This is a genomic window from Parazoarcus communis SWub3 = DSM 12120, from assembly GCF_003226565.1.
GTDB lineage: Bacteria > Pseudomonadota > Gammaproteobacteria > Burkholderiales > Rhodocyclaceae > Parazoarcus > Parazoarcus communis.
This window is the reverse complement of sequence record NZ_QKOE01000023.1, coordinates 1-14,334: the sequence shown is the minus strand read 5'-3', so window position 1 is coordinate 14,334 and position 14,334 is coordinate 1. Positions and strand designations below refer to the sequence as shown.

The window sequence follows — 14,334 nt, the reverse complement described above, 5'->3', positions numbered from 1 at the left end:
CGCCATAAACGGACAGGCGGTGCAAGGTGTGGCTATTGCGGGCCCGGCGGAGTGAATAGATTTGGCTTCGCCGACGGGACCCATCCGTCGGCCAGCATTCACGGAGTCTCGCCGATGTCCCTTCTAGAACTTCAGGTCGAACAGGTCGATGCGCTTACCCCGCGCATCCGCCGTCTGATCCTGGTCACGCCAGACGGCTCGCCATTGCCAGACTACACCCCCGGTGCGCACATCGAGCTACATGTGCCCGCCAGCAGTGGCAATCCCTTGCTGCATCGAGCCTATTCACTGGTGCAGCCGGCCGACGGCGGCTCGTGCTACGAGATTGCGGTTCAACTCGAAGCGCAGGGCAGTGGCGGCTCGCGCTGGGTGCATGGCCTGGCGGTGGGCGACCGACTGACCGCGACGGCACCACGCAATCACTTTCCGCTGGTGGCGGACGCGGAATCGCATCTGCTGCTGGCCGCCGGCATCGGCATCACCCCCATCCTGTGCATGGCGCGTGCGCTGCAGCAGGCGGGCGCCGAATTCGATCTTCACTATGCCAGCCGTTCAACCGCGGAAGCGGCCTACTGTGCCGACGTGCAGGCACTGCCGGGGGCGCAGTGCTGGTTTGACGGCGGTGACCCGGCGCGTGGCATGCCGCTGGCGCCGACCATCGGCGCGCCCCGGCGCGGGCGTCACCTGTATGTATGCGGCCCCAAGGGCTTCATCGCGGCAGTGCTCGACACCGCCCGCCAGCTGGGCTGGGCCGATGCCCAACTGCATTGCGAACTGTTCGCCGGCACGCTGGAGGTGGCGGGTGACCGAAGCTTCACCGTAGAGCTGGCCAGCAGTGGCATTACCCTTGAGGTGCCAGCGGGCAAGACGGTGATGGATGTGATGGAAGCGGCCGGTCTGGACCCGATGTTCGACTGCCGCCGTGGCGAGTGCGGCATCTGCACCGCCAAAGTGTTGGCCGGCGAGGCCGACCACCGCGATATCTGCCTGTCGGCGCGCGAGCGTGCCGAAGGCGGTTTTTGTACCTGTGTTTCCCGAGCCCGGTCCGAGCGACTGGTGCTCGAACTTTGACCACCCCGAGGAGAGCCGCAATGACTCTGTCCAACGAAGCGCTTGCCGCCATGGTGCGCCCCGACAGCGTGCACAAGCACGTCTATACCGACCCCGAGATCTTCGCCCTGGAGATGGAGCGCATCTACGGGCAGGCCTGGATCTACGTTGGCCACGAAAGCCAGGTAAAGAAGACCGGTGACTACCACACCACCCGCATCGGCGACCAGGATGTGATCATGGTACGCGCGGCCGACGGCAAGGTGCATGTGGTGTACAACCGCTGTCCGCACAAAGGCGCCAAGGTGGTGCCGGAAGGCGATGGCTGTACCGGGAAGTTCTTCCGTTGCCCTTACCACGCGTGGACGTTCAAGCTGGATGGCTCGCATCTGTCGCTGCCGCTGAAGAACGGTCTGGAGGGCACCTGCTACGACCCTGCCAACCCCGACTTCTCGATGAAGGCCGTGGCCCGCGTCGACAGCTACCGCGGTTTCGTGTTTGCCAGCCAGTCGGCCGCAGGCCCGGACCTGAAGACCTTCCTCGGTGGCGTGGCATCTTCCATCGACAACCTGTGCGAACGCTCGCCGGTGGGTGAGGTGGAAGTGGCCGGCGGCACCTTCCGTGTCATGCAGAAATCGAACTGGAAGGTGTTCTACGAGAACCTGCATGACACCATGCATGCCCGCGTCACCCATGAATCGTCCTTTGTCGCCGCACGTGAGGAAGCCAAGGAGATCGGCGAGATGCCGTTCGAACTGCTGATCATGGACGGCAATGGCGAACCCTACGAGTTCTGGGAAAAGCTGGAGCTGCGCGCCTATCACAACGGCCACGGCTATATGGAAGGCATCTTCGACCCCACCGCCGCCACCCGCGACCCCGTCTCGCGCGATCACTTTGCGGTGCTGACCGAGGCCTATGGTGAAGAGAAGGCCCGTCAGATCATGGGCATGAACCGCCACAACACCATCATCTACGGCAGCGGCTCGCCGCACACGGTGTTCCAGCAGTTCCGGGTGATCCGTCCGGTCAGCGTGGACCGCACCATGATCGAGATCCAGACCTTCCGCCTCAAGGGGGCGCCGGACGCGGTGTTCGACCGTGCGCTGACCTATGCCAACCTGATCAACTCGCCCTCATCCAACGTCATGCCGGATGACGTCGAGGTGTACAAGCGTTGCCAGGAAGGCAACCAGACCCGCGGTGGCGACTGGGTCAGCCTGCACCGCTACCTGGGAACCGATCAGGAAACACCGGACGGCATGGTGTCCACCAACGGGACCAGCGAACTGCCGATGCGCAACCAGTTTGCCGCCTGGAAACAGTACATGCTCAATCCGCCCACTCAGGCGACCCCCAATCAAACCGCATCCACGGAGGCTGGCCATGCAGCTGCTTGATCGAAGCTTTGACGTCTCCACCGTGCCCGTCGCGGGTGCCACTTTATCGGCCGAGGCGCTGCGCGGTGTCGAACAGTTTCTGTATCGCGAAGCCCGCTTGCTGGACGAGCGTCGCTTTGCCGAGTGGCTGGCCCTATGGACCGAAGATGGCCGCTACTGGGTGCCGCGTTTCCATGACCAGGCCAACCCCTTCGAGCAGATCTCGCTGTTCTGGGAAGACAAGATGCTGCGTGAGGTGCGCGTGCGCCGGGTGGAGAACGCGCGCAACTGGTCGCAGCAGCCGCTGACCCGCAGTGCGCACCTTGTGGGCAACATCACCATCGAGGGCCTGGATGCCGCGGGTCACCTGATCGTGCGCTCCACCTTGCAGCTGACCGAATGGCGCATCGAGCAGCGCCAGCTTGCCGGCGCGGTGTTTCACAAGCTGGCCGCCACGGACGACGGTGGCTGGAAGATCGTGCTCAAGCGGGTCAATCTGGTGAACTGCGACGACGTGTTCGCCAATCTGGAGGTGTTCATCTGATGAACCCCTTGCCGATCGTCCTCGCCCTGCATTACCAGAACGACCAACTGCACCCCAAGGGCCGTATCCGGGTCGGCTTGTCGGAGGACGATCCGGCACGGGCACGCCTCATTGCAGCTGCCGGGCGGCTGCTGACGGGGGCGCGCGCACGTGGCTGGCCCATCATCCATGTCCGCATGGCGTTTCGCCCCGACTATGCCGACCTGACGCGCAACACACCGATCTTTCGCAAGACCATCGAGATCGGTGCGGTGCGCGACGGCCACTGGGGCGCGGAGTTCTATGCCGAGCTTGCGCCGATCGACAGCCCACGCGAGTTTGCCTTCAAACACAACCGCATCAGCGCGTTTTACGGCACCGAGCTGGAAATCCTGCTGCGCCAGCTCGACGCCCGCCAACTGGTGGTCGGCGGCATCGCCACCCACTCGGTGGTGGAAAGTACGGTGCGCGATGCGGCCGATCGCGGCTACGAAGTCACCGTTGCGGCCGACGCCTGCGCCGCCGCGGGTGCCGCTCACGACAACGCACTGGCCAGCATGCGGCTGATTGCCGAGGTCGACGATGTCGATCCCTTGCTCGCCAGACTGGATGCGCAAGGAGCGCAATCATGAACACGCAGAACGCACGCCTCAATGGCAAGCTTGCCATCGTCACTGGCGCAACCCAGGGGCTGGGTGCCGACATCGCCGCTTCGCTGGCAGCCAGCGGCGCGCAGGTCGTAGTGGTGGGGCGCGGCCGTGAGGCCGGTGAAGCGGTTGCGGCGGCAATTGGCGCGCAAGCCTGCTTCGTCGAGACCGACATCACCGACGATCACGCCATCGACCGCTGCATCGCCACGGTGCTGGATCGTCATGGCCACCTCGACATCCTGGTGAACAATGCCTGCAGCTACGATGACCAGGGCCTGCCGTCCAGCCGTGCGCAATGGCTCAACACCCTTAACGTCAATCTGGTGTCGGCCGCCATCTTTACCCAGAAAGCCACCGCCGTGATGGGGCCGGGTGGGGTGGTCGTCAACCTGGGCAGTACAGGCGGCAAGTTTGGCGCCGATGGCCGCGCCATCTATCCGGCCTCCAAGGCGGCGCTGCTGCAGATCACCCGCAACTTTGCCGTCGCCCTGGCGCCGCGCGGCATCCGTGTGCTGTCAGTGTCGCCGGCGTGGACCTGGTCACCCTCGGTCGAGCGCATGAGCGGGGGTTCCACCGAGGTCGCCGACGCGGTGGGGGCGCACTTCCATCCGCTGGGGCGGGTGGGGCGGGGCGATGAGGTCGGGCGGGTAGTGGCCTTTGCAGCCAGCGCCGAAGCCTCGTGGATGACGGGTAACGACATCGCGGTGGACGGTGGCTTCTCCATCCTGGGCCCCGACCAGGGCATATCGCCCCGAACCTGGTTCGAGCGTCTTGCAGCGCGCCCGGATTGAGGACGCGCCGGCACGCGCTCAGTCGCAGCGCTCCACCTTTTGGATCCGCTTGAGCGCAGGCGGCTTGACGGTGCCCAGATGCGCCAGATACGCCGCCAGTGCGTCGACGTCCAGCGGGCCGCCCTGGCTGTCGCGCCCCTGGCTGAAGGTGCTGAAACCGTCGCCGCCGGCGGCCAGATAGCTGTTGACCGCAATACGGTAGTCGGCGTCCGCCACCACCGGCCGACCGCCGATCTTCAACGAGCCGGGGCAGACTTCCCGGCTGGCCGGGCCGGGCTGTCCGGGCAACTCACGATAGCGGTAGCTGACGCTGGAGGACACCTGCAGCACCCTGCCACTGGTCCACTGCTGGGCCAGCACTTCGTATAGCTGGCGGCCGCTGAGCGTGGTGATGATCAAGGTGTTGCCAAAAGGCTGAATGCGGAACAGGTCGGCATAGGTCACGCTGCCGTCGGCCGCCGGAAGCAGATCCCCTCGCATGCCGCCCGGGTTGGTGAAGGCGGCCACCGACGCACCGGCCTGAGGCAAGAGCGTTGTCTCCCAGTGGGCGTCGGCAATGACGTTGCCCAGCGGCGATTCGCCAGCCGCGTTGGGGCTGCGCGTCAGTGCGGCGCCAAGCTGCGCCACGGGGCGCCGGGCAATGGGTTCGGCCAATGCGGTATAGGCGGCAAGCAGCGTGGCCGTGCTGGCGTCGGGCAGGATCGGGGTGCGGCTCGGGTCACGTTCCACCACCAGGTTGCGGGCGTCTGCCGCGACCACGTCGCGACTCTGGCGATCCAGCGTCAGGTCGATCCGGGTCAGCAAACGGCCGGCCGAGCCGGCACTGGTCACGGTGACTGGCTGACCGCTGCGCTTGGGCAGGCGGCACACGTAAGCATGGTGGGTGTGACCGGACACCACCAGGTCCACCGCGTCGTCCAGCCGGCTGACGATGTCGACCACCGGGCCCTGCATGCCGGTGCAGTCGTTGATGCTGCCTTCGGTCCGTCCGCCCTCGTGCAACAGCACCACAATGGCCTGTATGCCGCGGCGCCGCAGGTCGGCCGCCACGCTATTGATGGTGTCGGCCTCGTCTTCAAAGCGCAGCCCCGCGACCCCGGCCGGGTTGACCACACGGGGGGTGCTGCTCAGCGCCACGCCAACAAAGGCCACACGGATATCGCCCACCGTTCGGATGCCATACGACGGAAACAGCGTATTGCCGTGCTCGTCACGCACATTGGCCGCCAGAAAGTCGAACAGTGCCCCCGAGAACGGCACCGGGCTGCCCACCGACGCGCCCTGGCAGGTGTGCTGTCCGCCGGGATGGCAGCCACCTCTTTGCATGCGCAGCAACTCGAGCAGGCCGTCATCGAATTCGTGATTGCCCACGGCGCTGAAATCCAGACCCAGCAGGTTCATTGCCTCGATGGTGGGTTCGTCGTGGAAGAAGGCCGATTCCATCGGACTGGCGCCAATCAGATCGCCAGCGGATACCACCACGGTGTCGGGCATGCCAGTGCGCAGTTCGCGCACCAGCCCGGCAAGGTGGGCAATGCCGCCTGCGGGTGCCGTATGGATGCCGTCAATCGGGCTATTGACCATCAGGCGGCTGCCGTCGAGATGCCCATGAAAGTCATTGAAGGCCAGCACCCGCAGCTTCACCGTGTTGGCTACCGTAGCATCGCGCGCCGCGCTCATCAGCGCCGCCGCTTCCTTCCGGCTCAGCACGCCGTCTTCGGCCCAACGGCTGGCCAGGCTGGCCACCGCGATGAAACGCTCGTCCGGCGTTGGATCGCGCCCCACTGCGTCGGCAAGGTGCGCGCTCAGGCAACGGCCATCGAGCAAGCGGTCCGCCACCTGCGGCCCGCGGCTGGCCGCAGTCCCAAAGGCAATGGAGCCGGGGCAGTTGGCCAAGGCGGTCGAACTGGCAAATAGGGTGAATGTGGCGAGCAGGGCGGACAGGCGCATGATCTGTTGAGGGGGTGAGGGGCTGGAATAGTTTGAAACCGGCACGTTGCAGGTCAGTGATGGCGTGCCGACGGCATGGGGCAGTGTGCGCAAACTGAAGCGGGCGGGCAAGGGCTGGTTTGTGGCAAGCAGAAATGTGACGGACTTCAATGCGTTGGGTATGGCTGTCTTTAATCCGCTCTCGTTCAAGGCGGTGTGAGTCAGGAGAAAGTCAGTCGGATAGTCCGCATCAACGCTGTGGGTACGATGGGAATGAATCTTGCGCTGTAGCGATCTGACTGCGGTTTTGCGAGCTTATCCGGGTTCTGATGTCGGATATCGCGCATGAAAAGTGGTTTGAATGCGCGATAAGCGACAGGGTGGCTGGCAGGTCGTGGTTGTATCCTCAATAGATAAAATTCCTTTATCCGACAGGTGAGACTGCCATGAACGAGTTCTACGTAGAAAGACTGGGAAACGAGAAGGACGAGCATCGCGTGCACAGGGGTTCCTGCCCGTCCTTGCCACCTAAGGAAAAGCTCCAGTTCATCGGGGTGCGCAACAATGAAGCGGCTGCACTCCGGGAGGCCGCCTGGCACTGGTATTCGGCATCCAACGCCTGTCCGGAGTGCATGACGGGCTGATCACTGCGTGACAGGTTGATCACTGCGACCAGGGGCAAGTCACCGACGCCCCTGGGTTGCCGATTGGCAACCCGTGCCCTGAGCGCAGTCGCAGGGCAGTCAGCCTGGGCACAGACCAGGATCAAACGGCAACACGACATTCGGCGCTCAGGCTAATAAGGCAGCATTGTTTGCCTGATGATCGCCGTGCGGTTATAAATCCTGTGCCTCGCCAGTCCTGCATCAATCGGGGCGGCGTCATACAGGAGTACGCATCGCATGTCAGACATCCGCTCGATACAGCAACTTTTTGGAATTGAACTGCCCATCATCCAGGCGCCAATGGCGGGTGTGCAGGACAGCGCGCTGACCATTGCGGTATCCCGTGCCGGGGGCTTGGGTTCGCTGCCGTGTGCCATGCTGTCGCCCGAAGCCATCCGCGCAGAGGTCGCCACGATACGTGCGCGAACCGACAAGCCGTTCAATCTCAATTTCTTCTGCCACGCGGACCCCGTTGCCGACGCCGCCCGCAACCAGGCCTGGCAAAGCGCGTTTGCGCAAGACTACGCCGAGTTCGACATCGACCCCGCTTCGGTACCGCCTGGCCCGGTGCGCATGCCCTTCAACCAGCAGATGGCCGATCTGGTCTCCGAATGCCGGCCAGCCGTCGTCAGCTTTCACTTTGGCCTGCCGTCTGCAGCCTTGCTGGATCAGGTCCGTCGCACTGGCGCCCGGGTGTTGTCTTCGGCCACCACGGTTGAAGAGGCCTTGTGGCTGGAAGCCCGGGGCGTGGATGCCATCATCGCGCAAGGGGTCGAGGCGGGCGGGCACCGTGGCATGTTCCTGACCGACGACATCACCACGCAGCTTGGCAGCTTCGCCCTGTTGCCGCAGATCGTACAGGCGGTAAAGGTACCGGTGATTGCGGCGGGTGGCATTGCCGACGCGGCAGGCGTACGAGCCGCGCTTGGGCTGGGAGCGGCCGGGGTGCAACTGGGTACCGCCTACTTGCTATGTACGGAGGCGACCACCAGCGCAGTTCACCGCGCCGCACTCAAACACGCCGATGCGCGTCACACCGCACTGACCAACGTGTTTACCGGGCGTCCGGCGCGCGGCATCGTCAACCTGATGGTGCGCAAGTTCGGGCCGATGAACCCGGCGGCACCCGCGTTTCCGCAGGCCGCGGCGGCATCCGCCCCGCTGCGCGCAAAAGCAGAGCGCCTGGGCCGTGGTGACTATTCGCCACTCTGGTCAGGCCAGAACGCAAGCGGCTGCCGCGAGGTGTCAGCGTCGGTGCTGACACGGGACTTGGCGAACGGTATCCGTTGATCAGTGGATGCTGGAAGCGATCACAACCGAAACACCATCCCGCAGATTTGCCCTGAAATCGTGCCGAGGAGACGTGATGTGCGTGACTTTCTGCCCGACGTATCACTCTGGATATATGTATCATTCATCCCGGAAAAATCGATAGGCATGTCGAAAGGATGAATGGTTCATCCCGGCGACGTTCCCGGGAGTGATCACAGGCATGGCTCGGCGGTATAACAGAAAACGCGATAACGGTCTCATTGCCATCGCGTTGCGTTCGGACTGGCGGGTGTCCGCGGCACTGGCGGCAGGCAGTCTCTTTGTTGGCATCGTGCTGGTTCCGGTATTTCTGGGCAGCAGTGCGATGCTTCGTCCGCTGGCCGGTGTGTTTACGCCGCTTGCCTGGTTGTTTGCGCTGATCTTTGCTGCCATCGCCTTCATGCGCTACCTCAAGTCCGGTTTCGCTGCGTCGGTGGCGGGTTCGTCAAGACGCGGGGCAGGGCGCAATCGCCCAAGTGACCGTCATCCCGCCCCGGGCGACAGTCGCAGCGAGGCTGCCGCCGCGATGACGGTATTCGCCCCCGCACCGCCCATGCCCCCAAAGGCCCCCGCAATCCCACCACCTGAAGACTGGTCGCTGGACGTGCTGGACCGCATCGAGTGGAAGCGCTTCGAGGACCTGTGTTGCGCCTTCTACCGCGAAAAAGGTATCCGCGCCGAAACCACGCCGCTGGGCGCGGACGGGGGCATCGACATCCACCTGTTCCAGGACCAAGCCGACCCCAACCGTGCCACCTCCATCGTGCAGTGCAAGGCCTGGAACAAGCCGGTTGGCGTCAAGGAAGTGCGCGAACTGCGCGGCGTGATGGCCCATCAGAAAGTGGAAAAGGCCTTCTTCATGGCCCCCAATGGCTACACCGTCGACGCCCGCGCCTTCGCCACCGAGAACCGCATCACCCTGCTCGACGGCAAACTGTTCCTCGCCATGCTGCAACGCCTGCCGACGGAAGCAAGCAAACGCCTGCTGGCGTTTGCCACCGAAGGCGACTGGACAACCCCAACCTGTCCAAGCTGCGGCATGAAAATGAACGCACGCAGCAGCAAGCGCGGGCCTTTCTGGGGATGCCCGGATTACCCGAGGTGCAAGGGTAAGCTGCAGATGCGTGGGGCTGTGCGGGCGTGATGGAGGGCTGTCAGTGGTGGGCTTTGTGGTGACGAGGACGACTGGGGGTGTGGTGATTTTGGAGTGATGGCGGGAAATCGGCCACTGCTGCTGTTGGGTATGTGACGAAGCTCAGGCGGCAATGCGGCGGTCAACGGCCGTTCAGCCGCCGAGGCAGGTCAATGACCGCTGGTCACTTCGTGCTACTGCCGGACCCGACCCAAAGCCGCCGGATCAGTCTCTCGTGCTCCATTGGAGGGTATTTAAGTGGAGCAGCCGTCCAAGCGCAAGGGGCGCGGACAGGGCCTCTCCGAAGCTGCAGCTCGAACCCGTGTAACAACAGGGTGTGGATAGCGGTCGCGTTGGCCTACCGCGCCGGTCCGCATTGAACTCATCGAGTGCATCGTGCTGGTTTTGATCATGAACTCTTGCGGGTTTCGGTCAGGCGATCCCTCCTTCGTGGCGCTCAACCCGCACCCTGCAGTCAGCTAGCGTAATCTCTGGTTGATTCTCGCTTCAGTATCCTCCCGAGCAGCTTCCCGCTCATAGGTATCTGTCAGCCTCATAAGCAGTTCGGAAGCCACGTACGGCGATGACATCCGGAGCTGCTGGGCCCACTTTCTGTATTTGTCGGCCAGTTGACGTTCCTGGTCCCTGCCGGGACCTCGCGTATGAACCCCTCGCGAGTTGTACACGCCGGTATGTGCTCCGCGCATCATATCCTCGGACTGGATTTCTTCCATCACGGTTCTCACCGCTTCACAAGGCCAGGCGCCGTCCTTGCCGATCTGTGCCGAGGCAAGCAGTTCTCCAATTACGACATCAGCGATTCCGATGCGCGACAGTTCCGCGCAGGACTTGCGCACAGTTTCGGTCCACTTTGCCAGGCGCTCGGCATCAATGCTCCCTTGTTCGTCGCTTCCAGGGATTCTTTTCATTGCCTGGATGAGCTTGTATCCCCGTTCAGCCATTGATTTGGCCTTTTCTGCTTCAACTCTGAATTCTGGAGGGTCCTCCGCTCGGTCACTGCGTTTGTACGTCCATACGATGGCTTGGACCAGTACTTCAGGGTGGTCCTCGATGTAGCGCTCGAGGTTCGGAATTGCGGACTTGGCACGCCGGTCCCATCCGCGGTCAAGCACGTCTAGGTACGCGAATTCAAGGCCGGCCTTCTGTTCGAGTGACAGTTCGGAAGTCTTGTTGATGCATTCGAAGGCCCGTTCGACGTGGTAGTGTTCAAGCAGGTATTCGCCCGCCTTGTCGTCGCCTTCCTGTGCCATGACCGTGAGAAGTTGGAAGAGCGTGCGGACAGGCAGCTTCTCGGGGTGATACTTGGCGAGTGCAAATGCTGCGCGTGGTCGCCGGGCCTTCATGAGCATGTCGACCGCCTTGGCGATCTCCGCTGTGGAGTCCCGCATCCAGCCGGGAACGACCTCCTTCCAGTACCGCGTTTCAACCTCCTCTCCATATGAGGAGACCAGCGACCAAGTGCCTTCGCCGAAGGGCGCGAGCGCCAGGAAGCGGGCCGCGTTGTCGGGACCAATCGCGGTAATGGCAGAGCTTAAGAATGCTTCGCGTTTTTGGTCGTTGGGCATCACGCCTAAAGCGCCTTGGATCAGCCATTCCGATGCTCGGGCCGCAGACTCACTCTCGCTCCTTTTCTGGAAGGCTTGGGTCACGAGGGCGAGCAACTCTTCGTCGCCCAGCACTCGTTCAGCCACAAGGGCGCCGATGATTCCCGATGCTCCGCTACGGATTGCCGTATCGAGCAAGCCGGTGATGCCGTACTGCCCGTGGATTTCTTTCAGCGCATCGGCCCGCTGCTTCCGGATCCGCGCCTCGCGCTCTTCATAGTCAATATTCTCTAGATCTTCGAGCTCGTCGGCAGACTCTTCGATCCAGGTGCCCTTGAAAAGCCACGCGTGCTTGTCGAGGAGATTGCTCGGTTCAAGCGCGGCATGGATGTGCTTTGCAGCGGCCGCTACACGGGATTGCTTGCTGCTTTTTCTCGCGCGCAGAGTTGCGCGACGGGACAACGTCGAGACTCGAATTTTCTCGCGTAACGCAATCTTGTCGCTGTCGCTTGCGGTCTTCGCCCATGCCTCGACTAGCGCCCATACGCGATCCTGATCAGCATCCGCCAGGTCGTGGAGGCGGTCGATTAGGTCGGACAGCATCGACACCGAGTAGCGTGGCTGGGATAAGGCTAGCTCTATCATTCTGCCCGCGAACTCTAATATCGGCCCCCACGTCGGAAACGGCTCACCGTGGCCGTATCCGTCCGGGCGCCAAGTCGGCTTGTGGCTGTAGTCCCCGACTTGATGGTGGTTGCCGAATTGCGCGACGCAAAGCGTCCAGGCGACATCCGGGAACCTGTTGAACAGGACTTTTACCAGTGCCAGGCGCTCGTCATTATTGGCTGCTGTCTGGGGCATCCATGATCGGAATATCGCTGCCAGCGAATGCGCCGGTTTGTTGACCCAGTTGTCGTTGATCTCTATCTGCGCGAGACGTGCGAGAATCATCACCGTACGAGGAAGCGTCTCCGGATTCCATGCGAGCCCTTCCAACGCCCAGAGCAGTCCAGTGCGGCTGGGACTGCCGAATATGCCGGACCCAGCGGGACGAAGGAGGCCGAAAACTGCCGGACTGCTCGTCTTCAGGTCGCGCTCGATGATCGAGAGAAATTCGGTCGGCGCCGCTTCAGCGTAGAGGGGCAGGTCGCGATCGTTGGCTTCAAGGGTGCGCGTGGTGAGGGGATCACTAAGCAGGTCGCGCACTACCAGGGCCGCCTCGACCTTCGTGTCTATCCCCAAGCGTGCCTTGAAAAGGCCCACGCCGTGAACGGCTAGGAGTACGAGCGTTTCCGAAATGCCCTGACGGAACGCTGGAGAAAATTCCCGAGTCTTTCCGTGAATGGACGCGGCCCATCGCTGATCTTCGGCGAGATCAAGAGACGGGTCGTCCTCGCCCAGCACCATCCGAGCGACGTCGAAATACCGCTTCAGGTCATCGCGGGTCACGTAGCGAGCAATGGCGTAGAGTAGGTCGATCTTCGAGACGACACCGCGATATGTCCCGATGGACCAGAGCGGTGAGTCGTTCAGTTGGATAAGGCGTTGGCAGTCCTTTTCCAGTGCCTCGTACGCGCGGTCGCCTGCTAGCAGGGACAGTCCTGCCTTGTCGGTTTCGTTAAGTGCGTGCCACGCGCCTACCAGCATGAAGGCGATTAGGTATTCCGGGGCGTGTTGCTGTGTTGCCCAAAGTGGCATTCGTACTGCCTCGACGGTCGCGAGCCGGCGGCGCAGAACGGTCAGTGAGCGTCCCGACTCGTTTGCTAGGCTCTTGATCTCGTCCCGGTTCTTGCCGATGCCTTTAAGCGCGGAATCGAATGTTTCGAAACTGACGGGTTCGAGAACGATATCCGGCTCTGCGTTGACGGAGTTCCTTGGGTACACCACGATGGAGTGCAATTGTTCAGCGTACGGCGCGAGTTCAAGTTCGACTTCGCGCGAGTGCACTACTGGAATGAACGGCCTCGTCCCGCCTGCAAGTTTTGGTAAGACACCAGCTTTATCGAAAACCAGGATCTGGTACCGATAAGGTTCCAGTTCGGCACTTCCTTCGGGGCCAAAGCACTGGGCAACAAAGGCCAGCGCTTCGTCGGTGGAGTCCGCTGCGACCACAATTGGACCTTTTGGCCCTTTCGCTAGGCGGGAAGCGAGCTTGCGCTTCGCGCCCTCGATGGCCGAACTAAACAGCGAGCCGGGCAGCGGTGGAGTCGTCACGTTCGCCCAGTCTGTCCAGCACCTGTCGAGCGAGCGGACGCTCTGCGTCGGGGATCCCGTCTCGTTTGCAAACCATGCTTGGCCGGGCAGAGACTGTTCCACCCACTGCTCAAGGTCGCTGGAGTCATAGGCCCGGACGCCTCTCCAGGAACCTTCTTTCTTCTTTTCAGTAACCCAAGCGTTCTTGCCAGCCCATCTGCGAGGAGTGACGAAAACGAATTCCATCAATGCCCTGTCATTTGCATCAGTTGCAGCTACGCTTTTCTTGTAATCTTTGTCCGCCTTCGTCTTAGGATCCTCGTTGGTGCCAAACTCCCAACCCGAGTGGCCAGCGGGCACCCAAGCAGTTCCCTCGTTCGCCACGATTCGACCGTCCCAGCCGGCACGCTGGGAGTCGTCGTTACCCGGGAAGTCGACTTCCGTGAGTCCGCTCCCTGTCGAATGGACCAAGGTTCTCAGGAATACCGAGAACCTGCTGCGAGCGACGATGTTGTGCGAAGCCCAACTCTCTATGTCGTTGGCTTTGATTGCCAGGAACGGGGGGACATACGCTTTCGCGTTTGTCGGGACGCTCTTCTGTTTAGCCTTGAAGGCGTCGTACTGAGCCTGCATTTCGAGCAGATCTTTCCTGGGGAATCCGAATGCCTTCTCGATGCGAGTTGCCATATCGGCAGTGAGCGACGCTTTCCCGTTAAGTAGATTGGAAAGTGCCGGACGTCCGACGCCAATAAGCTCGGCGGCTTTTGTCACGGACATCTTCGCCGGGAACACCTCCAGGGCAATCGCACCTTCATGTCATCACCCCGAGCAGTTCTGCGCGAAATTTGTCCGACGTAGCGGCCAGCATGCGCTTGGTCTTTATGCTGCCCTTGCGTGATGTGTTCAATCGGAGGAGGTTCATCACGATGTGGCGGACGATGGCGAAGTTGTTGGCAGCGAAGCCGGTACGGACGGTGGATTGGTCTTCGTTGAACTGGACGTCCAGGCACCAGTGAAGCCGGTTCTCTACTTCCCAGTGACTGCGAACGGCGCGCGCGATGCGCGCGGCGTCGGCCGGCAGGGAGCTGATGTAGTAGCGGCGCTCGCGGGTACGCTTGCCCGCGGCGATGCGCTCGCGCTCGACGA

11 protein-coding genes are annotated in these 14,334 nt (G+C 62.6%); 8 read left to right on the top strand and 3 right to left on the bottom strand.

Annotation, left to right across the window (positions count from 1 at the left end; translation table 11 throughout):
* Positions 1-114 precede the first annotated feature (114 nt).
* From DNK49_RS20240 to DNK49_RS20220, 5 genes are read left to right on the top strand one after another with little or no spacing between them, the layout of a single operon-like run.
* Positions 115-1,071: a PDR/VanB family oxidoreductase gene (locus DNK49_RS20240; RefSeq protein WP_110529072.1), complete on the top strand. Its 957-nt coding sequence runs from the start codon at positions 115-117 to the stop codon at positions 1,069-1,071.
* Positions 1,072-1,091: 20 nt separating this feature from the next.
* Positions 1,092-2,450, top strand: a complete 1,359-nt coding sequence (locus tag DNK49_RS20235) for an aromatic ring-hydroxylating dioxygenase subunit alpha (RefSeq protein ID WP_110529069.1) — start codon at positions 1,092-1,094, stop codon at positions 2,448-2,450.
* The gene (locus tag DNK49_RS20230; RefSeq protein WP_110529066.1) at positions 2,437-2,973 is read left to right on the top strand and encodes an aromatic-ring-hydroxylating dioxygenase subunit beta; all 537 of its coding nucleotides are present in this window, start codon (positions 2,437-2,439) and stop codon (positions 2,971-2,973) included. Before DNK49_RS20235 ends, DNK49_RS20230 begins: the two co-directional genes overlap by 14 nt.
* On the top strand, positions 2,973-3,584 hold the full coding sequence (locus tag DNK49_RS20225) for a cysteine hydrolase family protein (protein WP_110529064.1): 612 nt from the start codon (positions 2,973-2,975) through the stop codon (positions 3,582-3,584). The genes DNK49_RS20230 and DNK49_RS20225 overlap by 1 nt, the downstream gene beginning before the upstream one ends.
* Positions 3,581-4,393, top strand: coding sequence for an SDR family oxidoreductase (locus DNK49_RS20220; protein WP_110529062.1), 813 nt, complete (start codon positions 3,581-3,583; stop codon positions 4,391-4,393). The genes DNK49_RS20225 and DNK49_RS20220 overlap by 4 nt, the downstream gene beginning before the upstream one ends.
* Positions 4,394-4,411: 18 nt before the next feature.
* Here the strand turns inward: DNK49_RS20220 and DNK49_RS20215 are convergent, their stop codons facing one another.
* A complete protein-coding gene (locus tag DNK49_RS20215) occupies positions 4,412-6,343 on the bottom strand; it encodes a bifunctional metallophosphatase/5'-nucleotidase (RefSeq protein WP_110529059.1) in 1,932 nt (643 codons plus the stop codon).
* Between the two features lie 425 nt (positions 6,344-6,768).
* On the opposite strand from DNK49_RS20215, the gene DNK49_RS20210 reads away from it, so the two are divergent.
* The 3 genes from DNK49_RS20210 to DNK49_RS20200 all read left to right on the top strand — a co-directional run bounded on the left by DNK49_RS20210 (position 6,769) and on the right by DNK49_RS20200 (position 9,442).
* Positions 6,769-6,966 (top strand): hypothetical protein, encoded by a 198-nt coding sequence (locus DNK49_RS20210; RefSeq protein WP_110529057.1) that lies wholly within the window; start codon positions 6,769-6,771, stop codon positions 6,964-6,966.
* Positions 6,967-7,224: 258 nt separating this feature from the next.
* The gene (locus DNK49_RS20205; RefSeq protein ID WP_110529054.1) at positions 7,225-8,277 is read left to right on the top strand and encodes an NAD(P)H-dependent flavin oxidoreductase; all 1,053 of its coding nucleotides are present in this window, start codon (positions 7,225-7,227) and stop codon (positions 8,275-8,277) included.
* Positions 8,278-8,479: 202 nt separating this feature from the next.
* Positions 8,480-9,442, top strand: coding sequence for a restriction endonuclease (locus DNK49_RS20200; protein ID WP_110529051.1), 963 nt, complete (start codon positions 8,480-8,482; stop codon positions 9,440-9,442).
* A 467-nt stretch (positions 9,443-9,909) separates the two neighbouring features.
* On the opposite strand, the gene DNK49_RS20195 is transcribed toward DNK49_RS20200, so the two are convergent.
* Together DNK49_RS20195 and DNK49_RS20190 are read right to left on the bottom strand one after the other, a co-directional pair.
* Positions 9,910-13,965, bottom strand: a complete 4,056-nt coding sequence (locus DNK49_RS20195) for a helix-turn-helix transcriptional regulator (protein ID WP_110529048.1) — start codon at positions 13,963-13,965, stop codon at positions 9,910-9,912.
* 34 nt (positions 13,966-13,999) lie between these two features.
* Positions 14,000-14,334: ISAs1 family transposase (locus tag DNK49_RS20190; RefSeq protein ID WP_110529045.1), on the bottom strand; the 335-nt coding region annotated here is incomplete at its 5' end.

Excerpts from the sequence above, each read along its gene's own strand:
- DNK49_RS20240 (WP_110529072.1), top strand. The coding sequence starts at position 115 with ATGTCCCTTCTAGAACTTCAGGTCGAACAGGTCGATGCGCTTACCCCG.
- DNK49_RS20235 (WP_110529069.1), top strand. The coding sequence starts at position 1,092 with ATGACTCTGTCCAACGAAGCGCTTGCCGCCATGGTGCGCCCCGACAGC.
- DNK49_RS20230 (WP_110529066.1), top strand. The coding sequence starts at position 2,437 with ATGCAGCTGCTTGATCGAAGCTTTGACGTCTCCACCGTGCCCGTCGCG.
- DNK49_RS20225 (WP_110529064.1), top strand. The coding sequence starts at position 2,973 with ATGAACCCCTTGCCGATCGTCCTCGCCCTGCATTACCAGAACGACCAA.
- DNK49_RS20220 (WP_110529062.1), top strand. The coding sequence starts at position 3,581 with ATGAACACGCAGAACGCACGCCTCAATGGCAAGCTTGCCATCGTCACT.
- DNK49_RS20215 (WP_110529059.1), bottom strand. The coding sequence starts at position 6,343 with ATGCGCCTGTCCGCCCTGCTCGCCACATTCACCCTATTTGCCAGTTCG.
- DNK49_RS20210 (WP_110529057.1), top strand. The coding sequence starts at position 6,769 with ATGAACGAGTTCTACGTAGAAAGACTGGGAAACGAGAAGGACGAGCAT.
- DNK49_RS20205 (WP_110529054.1), top strand. The coding sequence starts at position 7,225 with ATGTCAGACATCCGCTCGATACAGCAACTTTTTGGAATTGAACTGCCC.
- DNK49_RS20200 (WP_110529051.1), top strand. The coding sequence starts at position 8,480 with ATGGCTCGGCGGTATAACAGAAAACGCGATAACGGTCTCATTGCCATC.
- DNK49_RS20195 (WP_110529048.1), bottom strand. The coding sequence starts at position 13,965 with ATGTCCGTGACAAAAGCCGCCGAGCTTATTGGCGTCGGACGTCCGGCA.